The 13,220-nt window shown below is 65.3% G+C and carries 16 protein-coding genes; 8 read left to right on the top strand and 8 right to left on the bottom strand.

The features are described 5' to 3' along the window. Positions 1-39: 39 nt before the first annotated feature. The 7 genes from B059_RS0109155 to B059_RS0109125 form a co-directional block, all read right to left on the bottom strand. Positions 40-537 carry a CinA family protein gene (locus tag B059_RS0109155; RefSeq protein WP_018077947.1) on the bottom strand — a complete coding sequence of 166 codons (498 nt, stop codon included), beginning with the start codon at positions 535-537 and terminating at the stop codon, positions 40-42. Further along, positions 525-1,004 (bottom strand): phosphatidylglycerophosphatase A family protein, encoded by a 480-nt coding sequence (locus tag B059_RS0109150; protein WP_018077946.1) that lies wholly within the window; start codon positions 1,002-1,004, stop codon positions 525-527. The genes B059_RS0109155 and B059_RS0109150 overlap by 13 nt, the downstream gene beginning before the upstream one ends. Then, on the bottom strand, positions 994-1,947 hold the full coding sequence (gene thiL, locus B059_RS0109145; protein WP_018077945.1) for a thiamine-phosphate kinase: 954 nt from the start codon (positions 1,945-1,947) through the stop codon (positions 994-996). Before thiL ends, B059_RS0109150 begins: the two co-directional genes overlap by 11 nt. Positions 1,948-2,027: 80 nt before the next feature. Beyond that, on the bottom strand, positions 2,028-2,465 hold the full coding sequence (gene nusB / locus B059_RS0109140; RefSeq protein WP_018077944.1) for a transcription antitermination factor NusB: 438 nt from the start codon (positions 2,463-2,465) through the stop codon (positions 2,028-2,030). Further along, the gene (gene ribH, locus B059_RS0109135; RefSeq protein ID WP_018077943.1) at positions 2,465-2,935 is read right to left on the bottom strand and encodes a 6,7-dimethyl-8-ribityllumazine synthase; all 471 of its coding nucleotides are present in this window, start codon (positions 2,933-2,935) and stop codon (positions 2,465-2,467) included. The genes nusB and ribH overlap by 1 nt, the downstream gene beginning before the upstream one ends. A 23-nt stretch (positions 2,936-2,958) precedes the next feature. Then, positions 2,959-4,044 (bottom strand): bifunctional 3,4-dihydroxy-2-butanone-4-phosphate synthase/GTP cyclohydrolase II, encoded by a 1,086-nt coding sequence (gene ribBA / locus B059_RS0109130; RefSeq protein WP_018077942.1) that lies wholly within the window; start codon positions 4,042-4,044, stop codon positions 2,959-2,961. 17 nt (positions 4,045-4,061) lie between these two features. Further along, positions 4,062-4,667, bottom strand: coding sequence for a riboflavin synthase (locus tag B059_RS0109125; protein WP_018077941.1), 606 nt, complete (start codon positions 4,665-4,667; stop codon positions 4,062-4,064). Positions 4,668-4,829: 162 nt separating this feature from the next. On the opposite strand from B059_RS0109125, the gene B059_RS0109120 reads away from it, so the two are divergent. The 6 genes from B059_RS0109120 to ubiT are packed head-to-tail and all read left to right on the top strand — an operon-like array spanning position 4,830 to position 9,794. After that, complete coding sequence (locus B059_RS0109120) at positions 4,830-5,993, top strand: NAD(P)H-dependent flavin oxidoreductase (RefSeq protein WP_026177409.1); 1,164 nt, start codon at positions 4,830-4,832, stop codon at positions 5,991-5,993. After that, positions 5,990-6,940, top strand: coding sequence for a tRNA modification radical SAM protein MnmL/YtqA (gene mnmL / locus B059_RS0109115; protein ID WP_018077939.1), 951 nt, complete (start codon positions 5,990-5,992; stop codon positions 6,938-6,940). Before B059_RS0109120 ends, mnmL begins: the two co-directional genes overlap by 4 nt. Continuing rightward, positions 6,930-7,931, top strand: a complete 1,002-nt coding sequence (gene ubiU / locus B059_RS0109110; RefSeq protein WP_018077938.1) for a ubiquinone anaerobic biosynthesis protein UbiU — start codon at positions 6,930-6,932, stop codon at positions 7,929-7,931. Before mnmL ends, ubiU begins: the two co-directional genes overlap by 11 nt. A gap of 60 nt (positions 7,932-7,991) precedes the next feature. Next, positions 7,992-8,885 carry a U32 family peptidase gene (locus B059_RS0109105; RefSeq protein ID WP_018077937.1) on the top strand — a complete coding sequence of 298 codons (894 nt, stop codon included), beginning with the start codon at positions 7,992-7,994 and terminating at the stop codon, positions 8,883-8,885. Beyond that, positions 8,879-9,319: a 6-carboxytetrahydropterin synthase QueD gene (gene queD / locus B059_RS0109100; RefSeq protein ID WP_018077936.1), complete on the top strand. Its 441-nt coding sequence runs from the start codon at positions 8,879-8,881 to the stop codon at positions 9,317-9,319. The genes B059_RS0109105 and queD overlap by 7 nt, the downstream gene beginning before the upstream one ends. A gap of 22 nt (positions 9,320-9,341) precedes the next feature. Further along, a complete protein-coding gene (gene ubiT / locus B059_RS0109095; RefSeq protein WP_018077935.1) occupies positions 9,342-9,794 on the top strand; it encodes a ubiquinone anaerobic biosynthesis accessory factor UbiT in 453 nt (150 codons plus the stop codon). A gap of 56 nt (positions 9,795-9,850) precedes the next feature. Here ubiT and B059_RS0109090 read toward each other — a convergent pair whose 3' ends face one another. Continuing rightward, entirely contained in the window at positions 9,851-11,095 is a 1,245-nt protein-coding gene (locus tag B059_RS0109090) for a nitronate monooxygenase (RefSeq protein WP_018077934.1), read from the bottom strand. 339 nt (positions 11,096-11,434) lie between these two features. Between B059_RS0109090 and B059_RS0109085 the strand changes: the two genes are divergently transcribed. Both B059_RS0109085 and B059_RS0109080 read left to right on the top strand, forming a co-directional pair. After that, complete coding sequence (locus B059_RS0109085; RefSeq protein ID WP_018077933.1) at positions 11,435-12,031, top strand: hypothetical protein; 597 nt, start codon at positions 11,435-11,437, stop codon at positions 12,029-12,031. A gap of 29 nt (positions 12,032-12,060) precedes the next feature. Further along, entirely contained in the window at positions 12,061-13,209 is a 1,149-nt protein-coding gene (locus tag B059_RS0109080) for an OmpP1/FadL family transporter (protein ID WP_018077932.1), read from the top strand. The last annotated feature ends 11 nt before the right edge of the window (positions 13,210-13,220 follow it).

Genomic DNA, 13,220 nt, shown 5'->3' with positions numbered 1-13,220 from the left:
CCCTGGCCGCTCTTTTTTCTTGCAACTTGCAACTTGCAGCTATTCAAGCAAATCGATCAGCCCGCGCAGTGCCGCCGCCACGGCGCGCGAGCGGATTTCCTCGCGGTCGCCGTCGAGGCGGCAGGTGGACGACATGAGGGTGCCGTCTTTCAGAGCCCAGCCGTAGCACACCAGTCCGACCGGCTTTTGCGGCGAGCCGCCGCCGGGACCGGCGATGCCGGAAATGGCGAGTGTGGCCTGGGCGTGGCTGTGCTTCAGCGCGCCGGCGGCCATGGCACCGGCGATTTCTTCGGAGACGGCGCCATGCGCCTCGATGAGTCCGGCCGGCACGCCGAGCATCTCGGTCTTGGCGGCGTTGGCATAGGTGATGAAGCCGCGCTCGTACCACTGCGAACTGCCGGGCAGTGCGGTCAGCAGTTGCCCGACCCAGCCTCCGGTGCAGGACTCGGCGGTGGCGAGCATCCAGCCGCGTGCAAGCAGCTTGTCGCCGAGTTCGCGGGCGAGCCGGACCAGTTCTTCGTCGCTTACACGAGCCATTGCATTCCTTTAATCACGGCGATTGCGTACGCTGCCGCCAGCAGGTCGTCGAACATCACGCCGAAGCCGTTTTTCAGGTGCGCGTCGGCGAGCCGGATCGGCCAGGGTTTCAGGATATCGAACAGGCGGAACAGTGCAAAGGCCAGCGCAATCCATAGCCAGCCGGCGGGGGTGAACAGCAGCACCAGCGCGAAGGCGACGATTTCGTCCCACACCATGCCGCCGTGGTCGGCGGCGCCGAGTGCGCGGCCAGTGCGGCTGCACGCCCACACGCCCAGCAGGAAGGCGGCGATCAGCAGAATGATCCGGTTCGGCAGGTCGGGCGCGGCGGCACCGATCAGCCAGAACAGCGGCAGGCCCAGCAGGGTGCCGGCGGTGCCGGGTGCTTTCGGCGCGAGGCCGCTGCCGAAACCGAAGGCGATCAGGTACGCCGGGTGCGCAAAAAGAAATTTGAAATCAGGCTGCAAAGTGGTCGTACCCGGTACGTTCGAAGGGCAGCGGCTGGCCGTCCGGGGCGACGACCGCGAGTCCGGGTTCGGCGGTGATGTGGCCGATGCGGGTGACTGCGACGCCGGCATTGCCGGCGGCCGCCCGCACTGCATCGTGCTTGCCGGGCGGCGCGGTGAAGCAGAGCTCGTAGTCGTCGCCGCCCGCCAGCACGCAGTCGCGCGCGACTTTTTCATGCAGATACGCCTGCACCACCGGCAGCGTGGGCAGCGCGGCGAATTCGAGCCGGGCACCACGCTGCGAGCGTTGCAGAATGTGCCCGAGATCGCCCAGCAGCCCGTCCGAGATGTCGATCGCACTGGAGGCGACGCCGCGCAGCGCGATGCCGAGCGCCACCCGCGGCGTCGGCAGATAAAGCGCAGGCAGCACGCGTGCGGCGTCGACCTGCTCCATGAACAGGCGGCCCTGGCGATACGCCAGGGCCATGGCCGCCGAGCCGATCACGCCGGATACCCAGACGTCGTCGCCGGGCCTGGCGCCGTCGCGCCGCAGCGCCTCGCCCGGCGGCACTTCGCCCATGACCGTGATGCTGATCGTCAACGGGCCGCGCGTGGTGTCGCCGCCGACCAGTTCGATCCCGTGCTGGTCGGCCATGCGGAAAAAACCGCGCGCAAACGCGGTGAGCCAGGCGTCGTTTGCCTCGGGCAGCGCGATCGCCAGCGTTGCCCAGCGCGGCGTTGCGCCCATCGCGGCGAGGTCGGACAGGTTCACCGCCAGCGACTTGTGGCCGAGCCCGGCGGGGCTGTCCTGCGGCGAGAAATGGCGGCCTTCGAGCAGCATGTCGGACGACACCGCGAGTTGCATGCCCGGCGTCGGCGCCAGCAGCGCACAGTCGTCGCCCACGCCCAGCACCGCGCCGGGCGTGGCGCGGGTGAAGTGGCGGGCGATGAGGTCGAATTCCACGTGAGACTCAAGAGGCAAGGTACAAGGGACAAGGCGGAACGCGTGATGAGGGCCGTTCATGGCCGGCCGCAATCCTGTCCCTAGTCTTTCTTGCGTGCATGCCCGATTTCCACTGCACGCACGTCCTGCGCCAGCTTGTCGAGCACGCCGTTGATGTATTTGTGGCCGTCGGTGCCGCCGAATTTCTTGGCGAGTTCGACGCCTTCGTTGATGGCGACGCGCCACGGCACGTCAGGGCAGTGCAGCAGTTCGTAGGCACCGATGAGCAGGATGCCGCGCTCGATCGGCGAGAGTTCGGCGAGCGGGCGGTCGAGCAGGGGGGCGATGCGCGAGCTCAGCATGTCCTCCTCTTTCAGCACGCCGTAGAGCAGGGTGCGGAAATAGGCTTCGTCGGCGCGCTGGAACTGCTCGTCTTCCTTGAGGTTGGCGGCAATCAGGGTGACGTCGGCGCCGCCCACCAGCCAGGCGTAGACGCCCTGCAGCGTGAATTCGCGGGCAATCTTGCGGGAACCGGCCATCAGAGGCGTTTCAGCAGGTTGGCCATTTCGATCGCCGTGCGGGCGGCGTCGCGGCCTTTTTCGCCCATGCGTGCGTGGCCCTGCTCTTCGGTGTCGACGGTGATGATGGCATTGGCGATCGGCACGCCGGTTTTCAACTGGACGTCGAGAATGCCGCGCGCGGATTCGTTCGAGACGACTTCGAAATGGTAGGTGTCGCCGCGCACCACGGCGCCGAGCGCGATGAGCGCATCGTATTTCTCGGACAGCGCCAGTTCCTGCAAGGCCAGCGGATGTTCGAGCGCGCCCGGCACGTTGACCAGCAGCACGTCGTCACGGGACACGCCAAGCCGCAGCAGTTCGGCTTCGCAGGCCGACAGCAGGCCTTCGCAGATGTCCCGGTTGAAACGGCTCATGACGATGCCGAATTTCAGTCCCTTGCCCTGGTAGGCCGGGTCGAGTTCGGAGAAATTGTCCTTCTTGCTTCCCATGGTGCGTCCTTGTCTTCAGTGGCTCATGCTTTTTCGGAATAGCCGGTGACTTCCAGCCCGAACCCGTCCATTGCGGGCATCTTGCGCGGGCTGGCCAGCAGCTTCATTTTGACGACGCCGAGGTCGCGCAGGATCTGCGCCCCGATGCCGTAGTCGCGCAGGTCGTATTTGCTGCTGTCGACCGGCTCCGGGTTGATGCGGTGCAGCAGCGCATCGGCGGTTTCCGGCCGATGCAGTAAAACCAGCACGCCGGACTGCGATTCGGCGATGCGTTCCATCGCGCCCATGATCGGCCACGAATGGCCGCCGCCGGTGACGTCGAGGAAGTCCATCACCGAGAGCGGCTCGTGCACGCGCACCAGGGTTTCGCGGTCGGCATGGATCTCGCCCTTGACCAGTGCGAGGTGGGTTTCCTTGGCGCATTTGTCACGGTAGGCGATCAGTCGGAACGCGCCGTACACCGTCTGGATCAGGCGGTCGGCGGCGCGCTCGACCAGGCTTTCGGTCTGGTTGCGGTAATGGATCAGGTCGGCGATGGCGCCGATTTTCAGGCCGTGTTGCTGCGCGAACGGGATCAGGTCGGGCAGCCGCGCCATGGTGCCGTCGTCCTTGAGGATCTCGCAGATCACCGACGCGGGTTCGAGCCCGGCGAGGCCCGCGAGATCGCAGCCGGCCTCGGTGTGGCCGGCGCGCACCAGCACGCCGCCGGGCTGCGCGCGCAGCGGGAAGATGTGGCCGGGCTGGATGATGTCGGCAGGCTGGGCGGCGCGCTTCACCGCGGCTTGGATGGTGACCGCGCGGTCGGCCGCGGAAATGCCGGTGGTCACGCCTGCGGCCGCCTCGATTGATATCGTGAACGCGGTGCCGTGCGGGGTCTGGTTGTCGGAGACCATCTGCTTCAGGCCGAGCTGGCGGCAGCGCGCGTCGGTCAGCGTCAGGCAGATCAGTCCGCGCCCGTACCTGGCCATGAAGTTGATCGCGTCGGGCGTGACGTGCTCGGCGGCCATCACCAGGTCGCCCTCGTTTTCGCGGTCTTCCTCGTCGACCAGCACGACCATGCGGCCGGCCTTGAGTTCTTCGATAATTTCCAGGGTGGAGGCGAGGCTCATCGGTCGTTGTTCCTAACTTAATCTTTATCCGTGACGTTGGTGAATGGCATCATGCGCTCGACATAGCGCGCGATCATGTCGACTTCCAGGTTGACGCGGCTGCCCGGCTGCAGATGCTTGAGCGTGGTCATTTCCAGCGTATGCGGGATGAGGTTGAGCGCGAAGCGCGCGCCATCCACGCGGTTGACGGTGAGCGACACGCCGTTCACCGTGATCGAGCCCTTGCGGATGATGTAGCGCGCGAGTTCGGCCGGGGCGTCGATTTCCAGCAGATGCGATTCGCCTGCCGGCGCGAAGCGGTGCACCGCGCCGACGCCGTCGACGTGTCCCGACACCAGATGCCCGCCGAGCCGGTCGGCCAGCCGCAGCGCTTTCTCCAGGTTGACTTCGGCGCCCGGCGTGAAGCCTTCGGTTACGCGCAGGGTTTCGGCGGAGACGTCGACGCTGAAGCTGTCGGGCGTCAGCGCGGTCGCGGTCAGGCACACGCCGTTGACCGCGATGCTGTCGCCAGGACCGACATCGGAAAAGTCGAGGCCGCCGCCGTGGATGAGCATGCGCGCGTCGGCGCCGCGCGCTTCGTATTCGTGGATGCGGCCAATGGCCTGGATGATGCCGGTGAACATGCGGTAAGAGGCCAGAGTGGGACCCCACATTGTAGGCGTTTAGGCTGGGCGGGAGAACCCCGGTCTTCCGCCCGCGGAAACGGGCCGATATTTATATGAAGATAAGCAGGTCTTCAAGTTGCTATAATGGGCGGCAATTTTGTAGAGGATGGAAAGACCGGCATGCCTGCGCCCACATCGTTTGCCATTCGCGGCCATACCCTGCTGCCCATCGTGCAGGGGGGTATGGGCGTGGGCGTGTCGGCCCACCGCCTGGCCGGCGCGGTGGCACGTGCCGGCGCGATGGGAACGATAGCGAGTATCGACCTGCGGCATCATCACGCCGACCTGTCGGAACGCTCGCAACGCTGCCGTGACAAGGATGAACTCAACCGGCTCAACTTCATCGCGCTCGACCGTGAAATCAGGGCTGCGCTCGCTATCGCAGCCGGCCATGGCCTGGTCGCGGTCAACGTGATGAAGGCCGTGGAGGCGTATCCGGACTATGTGCGGCAGGCGTGCGCCTCGGGCGCGCAAGCGATCGTGATGGGCGCGGGACTGCCGCTCGATCTGCCGGAACTCGCCGCAGCTTATCCCGAGGTTGCGCTGATTCCGATCCTGTCGGATGCGCGCGGTGTCGCCGTCGTGCTGAAGAAATGGGCACGCAAGGGGCGGCTGCCGGATGCCATCGTAATCGAGCATCCGCGTTACGCAGGCGGCCATCTCGGTGCACCGGACCCGGCCGATCTGGCGAATGCGCGTTTCGATTTCGCCGCGGTATTGCCCGGCATTTTCAAGGTTTTTGAAGAGCAGGGCATCGCGCGCGGGCAGATTCCGGTCATCGTCGGCGGCGGCTTCAACAGTCACGCGAAAGTGCTGGCGGCACTGGCGCTGGGGGCGAGCGCAGCGCAGGTTGGCACGCCGTTTGCCGTGACCGAGGAAGGCGATGCCCATCCCAACTTCAAGCGCGTGCTACTCGATGCGCAGCCCGAGGACATCGTCACTTTCATGAGCGTGGCCGGGCTGCCTGCGCGTGCGGTGAAAACGCCATGGCTCGCCAACTACCTCAAGCGCGAATCCAGGCTGCAGGCGGTGGCGAAGGCCGACCCCGGGCGCTGCGCCATCGGCCTGCATTGCCTGGCGCAATGTGGCCTGCGCGACGGCCTCAAGAAAGCCGGGCAGTTCTGCATCGATTCGCAGCTGGTAGCCGCGCTCAAGGGCGACGTCAACAAGGGCCTGTTCTTCCGCGGCAGCGAAAGCTTGCCGTTCGGCCGCGCGATCCAGCCGGTGCAGGCTTTGATCGACTATCTGCTCACCGGCGGCAAGCCGGCGGCCACCGCGGCGTGAGCAGCTTCACCGACCGTATCCACAGCTTCGGCCGCGCCATGCTGGAGCGGCACGGCGAACGGGTGCACAAGGTCGCGCTCGATGCCGGCTTCACCTGCCCCAATCGCGACGGCAGCAAGGGCATCGGCGGCTGTACTTTCTGCAACAACAAGTCCTTTGCCCCGGGCGCACGCGACCCGGCGCCGCTCGCCGCGCAATTCGAGCGCGCGCGCGGCCGCATTGCGCGGGGCACGGGCGCGCGCCGCTTCATCGCCTATTTCCAGGCCTACACCAATACCTATGCGCATGTGGACGAGCTGCGCGCGCTGTACGACGCCGCGCTGGCGGCGCCCGACGTGATGGGCCTGTCGATCGGCACGCGGCCCGACTGCGTGCCGCCGCCGGTGCTCGACCTGCTGGCGGAGTACCGCGACCGCGGCCACGAGGTGTGGTTGGAACTCGGCCTGCAGTCGTCCTTCGACGCCACCCTGGCGCGCGTCAACCGTGGCCACGGCTTCGCCGAATACGAGGCGGCGACGCGGGCGGCGCGGGCGCGCGGCATTCCGGTGTGCTGCCATCTCATCGTCGGCCTGCCCGGCGAGGACGCATCGCACAGCCACGCGAGCCTCGACCGCGTGCTCGAGGTCGGTGTCGACGGCCTCAAGCTGCACCCGTTGCATGTGGTCAAGCACACCCGACTGGCGATCGAATGGAAACGCGGCGAGTACATCCCGCTGGCCGAGGCGGATTACCTGTGCATCGCCGCCGATCTGATCGAGCGCACCCCGTGGGAGGTGGTCTACCACCGCGTCACCGGCACCGCCTCGCCCGACATGCTGCTGGCACCCGCGTGGTGCGCGAAGAAGTGGGACGTACTGAACGGCATCGCCGACGAACTGGCGCGGCGCGATAGCCGCCAGGGCGCCCGCGCGGGCCAGATATGGAAGGAGAAAAGTCATGTCGCTTGATCTGATCTGCCCGGCGGGCAGCCTGGTTTCGCTCAAGGCCGCCATCGACAACGGCGCCGATGCGGTCTACATGGGGTTCCGCGACAACACCAACGCGCGCGCCTTCCCTGGCCTCAACTTCGACGCGGCACAGGCGGCGGAGGGCCTGCGCTACGCGCACGAGCGCGGCCGCAAGGTGCTGCTCGCGCTCAACACCTATCCGCAGTCCGATACCTGGACTCGCTGGACCGGCGCGGTCGACCAGGCGGCGAAGCTCGGCATGGACGCCGTGATCCTCGCCGACCCCGGGCTGATGCGCTATGCGGTCAGGCATTATCCGAACCTCAGGCTGCATCTGTCGGTGCAGGGCTCGGCCACCAGCTACGAGGCGGTGAATTTCTACCGTGAGCATTTCGGCATCCAGCGCGCCGTGCTGCCGCGCGTGCTGTCGCTGCCGCAGGTGGAAAACGTGGTGAAGCACACCGGCGTCGAGATTGAGCTGTTCGGCTTCGGCGGCCTGTGCGTGATGGTGGAAGGGCGCTGCCTACTGTCGTCGTACTGCACCGGCGAATCGCCCAACTCGGCAGGCGTATGCTCGCCGGCGAAAGCGGTGCAGTGGAAGGACACGCCGGCCGGCCTGGAATCGAGGCTGAACGGCGTGCTGCTCGACCGCTACGGAAAGGACGAAAAAGCCGGCTACCCGACGCTGTGCAAGGGCCGCTTCGACGTCGGCGGCGAAACCTACTACGCCATCGAGGAGCCCACCAGCCTCAACACCCTCGACCTCTTGCCCGAGATGTTGAAGATCGGCATCGCCGCGATCAAGATCGAAGGTCGCCAGCGCAGCCCGGCCTACGTGGCGCAGGTGACGAAGGTGTGGCGCGCCGCCATCGATGCGGTGAAAAAAGACGCCGCTGGCTTCAAGCCCGCGCCCGCCTGGCAGGCCGAACTCAACAAGCTGTCGGAAGGGCAGAGCCATACGCTCGGCGCCTACCACCGGCCGTGGAAGTGAGAGGTGAATGATGCGCCCCCTTTTCTTGAAATCTTGTAACTTGAATCTTGCACCTGTGAAATGAACCTCAGCCTCGGCCCCCTCCTGTATTACTGGTCGCGCGACGACGTCCTCGCTTTCTACGACGAAGCGAAACGCTGGCCGGTGACGCGCGTGTATCTGGGCGAAAGCGTGTGCTCGCGCCGCCATCTGCTGCGTTTGCCGGACTGGCTTGCCGTGGCTGAACAGCTCGCCGCAGCCGGCAAGGAAGTGGCGCTCTCCACCCAGACGCTGATCGAGTCGGAATCCGATCTGAAGACGCTGCGCCGGATCGTGGGCGACGGCCGTTTCCTGGTCGAAGCTAACGAATGGGGCGCGGTGCGGCTGCTGTCCGAAGCGGGCGTACCCTTCGTCGCCGGCCCGACGCTGAATGTCTACAATCCGGAAACGCTGGACGTGCTCGCCGGTCTCGGTGCGCAGCGCTGGCTGCCGCCGGTGGAAGTCACGCGCACCGCGCTGGCGTCGCTGCTCGAGCGCGCGCCGGCCGGCATGGAAACGGAAATATTCGCCTACGGCCGCCTGCCGCTGGCGTATTCGGCGCGCTGCTTCACCGCGCGCCACTACAACCTGCCCAAGGACGACTGCCAGTTCCGCTGCCTCGACCATCCCGACGGGCTGCCGCTGGCCACCCGCGAGGGCGCGCCCTTCCTCACGCTCAATGGCATCCAGACGCAGTCCGCCGGGGTCTATAACCTGATCGGCGAACTGCCGGCCCTGCGTCAGCTCGGCATCGCCAGCCTGCGCCTGTCGCCGCAGTCGCGCCACATGGGACGCGTGGTCGAAGCTTTCCGGGCGGCGCTGGCGGGCGAGGACAACGCCGCCGATGCGCTGGCGCGCATCATGCCCGGGCCGCCGGTCGACGGTTACTGGCATGGCCGGGCGGGACTGGAATACGGGACGCAGCAACCATGCTGATTACACGCAGGCTGGAATTCGACGCCGGCCACCGCATTCCCCATCACGCCAGCCAGTGCCGGCACCTGCACGGCCATCGCTACGCCATCGAGATCAGCCTTTCCGGCGAGATCATCGACACCGAAGGCGCGGCGATGCAGGGCATGGTGATGGACTTCTCCGAAGTGAAAGACATCGCCAATGCCGCGCTGGTCAGCCGCTGGGATCATGCCTTCCTGGTCTACCAGGGCGACCGCGAAGTGGTCGACTTCCTGGCGACGCTGGCCGGACACAAGACCGTGGTGCTGCCAGTGGTGCCCACGGCGGAAAACCTTGCGAACGAGGCGTTCCGCATCCTCGACGCGGCCTACCTTGACGGCTACGGCAACCGGCTGCGGCTGCGGCGGGTGCGCTTGTATGAAACCCCCAACAACTGGGCCGACGCCGAGCGCTAACCCATTGAGCACAGGAGCCATCATGCAGAACCTTGCTTTGCCCCCGCAGCTTGTCAACGCAGTCGCCCGACTTCCCGCCGCACCGCCCAGCCTGGCGTTTTCGCTGGCGGCCAACCGGCTGCTGTGGCCGGCGCTGAAAACGCTCGACTGGCGGCCGCTGGCCGGCCGGCGCTACGCCATCCGCATCAAGGACCTCGGGCTCAGCCTGCGCTTTACCGTCACGGCGCGCGGATTCGCGCCGGACAGCGGCGCGCCCGAACTCACCATCAGCGCCACCGCCCGCGATTTCCTGCTGCTGCTCGGCCGGCGCGAAGACCCCGACACCCTCTTTTTCAGCCGCCGCCTGGTGAGCGAAGGCGACACCGAACTCGGCCTCACCGTCAAGAACCTGCTCGACGCCCTCGACCCCGAGGTGGTGCTGCACCGCCTGCCCGCGCCGCTGGCCCATCTGGCGCGGCGCCTGATGGCGGCATAGCCCGCCTCCCGGGCTGCCGGAAAAGGCTCATCCCGGTGCATGGCAGCAGGGGCGGTTCAGGCCGGCAGCGCGATTTTCTGGTCGACGCTGAACTGGTAGTCGTGGAACACCTGTTCGGCGCTGAGCACCTGATAGCTGCCGTCCGGCGCACGCCGGGTGGTGTCCTTCAGGCGCCAGGTGGTCTGGCCGCAGGTCCAGATGTCGAAGTTGCGCATGTGGGTGCACAGGCAGGTCTTGTCCTTGACTGAAACCTTCTTCGCACCCGGGTGTAGTTCCACCTGGCTGTTGTAGGCATCGATATAGGCGCAGCGACCGTTGGCGTCGAGCAGGTAGCCGTAGGCTTCGCAGTTGGGGCGGATGCCGGCGCCGATGCCGGGGCTGCCCTTGAGCATGCGCATCGGGTAGCCGGTCGGCGAAATGGTGTTGACCTCGATGTCGTCCTCGCTGGCCCTGAAGTATTCCTGCTTGACCTTGTCTGGCAGGCCGCACTCGCGGGTGACGGTGAAGCGGGTCGCCACCTGTACCGCCGCCGCGCCCTGTTCGAGGAAGACCGTGGCATCGCTGCCGGTGAAAATGCCGCCGGCGGCGATCAGCGGAATGTCGAGGTGTTCGGTTTTGAGGAACGCCAGCACTTCGCTCATGATGGTGGCGAGGTCGTACTGCGCCCAGTCCAGGCCGAAGCCGAGGTGGCCGCCGGCAAGCGGCCCCTCCACCACGATGTAGTCGGGCAGGCGCTGCAGGCGGGCATTCTTGCGCAGGAACATCGCCAGCGCACGCGGCGAGGAGACGATGATGCCGAGCTTGGCGTCGCGAAAGCGTGGATGATCCTCGATCAGTGCGAACGAGCCGAGATGCAGGCCAGCGGAGAGCGTGATGCCGTCGATGCCGGCATCGAGCGCCGCCGACAGGCGCATGCGCAGCGTCTCGCGCGGCGCGTTCATGGTGAGCTTCTCCATGCAGTTGATGAAGATCATGCCGTCGCCATGCTTGGCTTCCATCGCCCGGCCCACATGGTTGCGGGTGGCTTCCTCGAGTTCTGCGAGGTTGAAGTGCACACTGGACTTGTCGCTGCTGGCAACGTTGGCCTTGTACTTCTTCAGCTTCTGGCTGACGAAGTTGGTGTCAAAGCGGGTGTCGGACACGGTCTGCACCATGGCATCGGAAATATGGCCGATGCCGCCGAGGCGCGCCGCTTCGAGCGCCAGCTCGGCGGTCGAAATGTCCACCCCCATGCCGCCGATGACGATCGGCACCAGCTCCTGTTTGCCGAAGCGCAGGCGGAAATCATCCACGCGTTTCATTCTGATCCTTATAAATGCCGTTGACAGGCCCGACCGGAGCTTGCGCTCCCGGTACCGTGCCCCGTATTGATTCTGGCCGGCGGGATACCGCTGAAAAAGGCTGCTGCGAACTCGTTCAGCACCTTGTCAGGCTTTGGTTCACCGCCTGAATGGTGAAATTGTATCCGTACGCCGCGCGAATGGCACCGGAATGATTCCGGGCATGCCGCAAGACCCGATTTTTTTATGTGGATTTAAATATCTTCTTGCATTGTTTAAAAAGTTCATTTATATAATCGGTCGAACACATGATCAATAGATCATGTGTTCGACCTGTGCCATCACAACCCTGGAGATCCCATGAAAAAAATCCTGTTAACCCCGCTGATACTGGCCGCCAGTCTTGCATCGTCCGGGCTCTCTGCCGCTGAACCGCCCCAGGGCGCCGCCCCCATGCCGGCTGAAATGCAGCAGATGATGAAGACGTACAAGCCGGAGCTGCGCCAGAAGGTGATGGCGCTGTCGCCCGAACTCAAAGGCACCATCCAGAAACTGCATGCGGGTCATGTGCGGCGCGCCAAGGAGACGACCCTGCGCCAGGTCATGCATGAAATCCTGTCCGAATACCAGAGCATCGCCTCGGCGCTGGCAACCGACAACGCCGAACAGGCGGCCGAGGCGGCCCGGCGGCTGGCCAACCATCGCATACCCAAAGGCGGGCTGCTGCCCTATTTCGCGCTGAATCAGGTCACCGACAACGACCTGGGCGTGCTGCCCGCCATGAATGACATCGTCGAAGGCAGTGCGCTCAAGCTGGCGGACGCAGCGGATGCGGGGGATATGCCGAAGGCGGCTTCCTACATGAGCGACATCATGACGGGATGCGTCGCCTGCCATCAGAAATTCCGTGGCGTGCCCGGTATTTCGGCCAATCTGATGACCCCCCTTTCGAAGTAAACAAATCCCTTGCTTGAGGAGCCTCGAACATGAATAAACAGATACTTGCAGCCGCCGTATCGGCGGCCACCTGTTCCCTTGCATTCAATGCGCACGCCACCAACGGCGACCAGATGATCGGCGTGACTGCCACCCAGTGGGGGATGGCGGGGGCGGTGGTGGCCGCCCCGCAGGATGCCGGCACGATCATGACCAACCCGGCCGGTCTGGCCGAACTCGGTATGAAGGAGGTGCGCTTCGACATGGGCTTTGGCTTGCTCAATCCACCGCGCAAGGCCAACGGCGCTGAAAGCGATTCCGACTATTACCTGATTCCGTCGGGTGCCGTGGCCTTCAACGTCAATGACCGGCTCTACCTGGGCATGGGCATGGCGGGCCTGTCGGGGATGGGGGTCGATTTCGCCGACATCATGGCCGGCGCCCCGGGTGCGCAGGCCGTTGTCACGACCAAGCAGTTCTACAAGATCGCTCCCGGCTTCGGCTACAGGGTGAGCGACAAGCTTTCCGTCGGCGCCGCGCTCAACATCGACTACCAGAGCCTGGCGATCCATAACAACAGCTTCACGCTGCCGCAAAACCAGGTGTATGGCTTCGGGGCCACCGCCGGCCTGATCTACAAGTTCAACAACCGCTTGCAGATAGGCGCTTCCTGGATCAGCAAGCAGAGCATGGACGAGTTCAGGTGGAATACCACGGCCGGCAGGTACGCCATGACCATGGACGCGCCCCAGCAATTCGCCCTGGGCGTAGCATTCAAGCCCATGCCGGGGCTGCTGATCGAAGCCGACGTGAAGCACATCGGCTTCAGCGACGTGCTGGATCGGGTGGACTTCCAGACCCCCGGCGGCCCCAGTGCCATGAACTTCGGCTGGGACGACCAGGTCGTCTATGCCATCGGGGTGCAGAAGGAGATCAATCCGAAGACCACGGTACGGATGGGGTTCAACTATGGCAAGTCGCCCATCGGCCCCGAAAACGTCAACAGCAACATCGGCTCACTGGCGGTCACCGAGAAGCATCTGTCGGTGGGCATGACGCGCAAGCTGAGCGACAAGGTGTCGGCTTCGCTTTCCTACATGCATGCCTTCCACAACGACATCACCTCGAACGTGGCGCCGTACAACAAGATCGAGCTGGAGCAGAACATCGCCAATGTCCAGATCAGCTACCTGTTTTAATTTCTGGAGGA

Source organism: Thiobacillus denitrificans DSM 12475, assembly GCF_000376425.1.
Classification (GTDB): domain Bacteria; phylum Pseudomonadota; class Gammaproteobacteria; order Burkholderiales; family Thiobacillaceae; genus Thiobacillus; species Thiobacillus denitrificans.
Note: the sequence above shows the minus strand (reverse complement) of the source record. Positions and strands in the feature narration are given on the sequence as shown.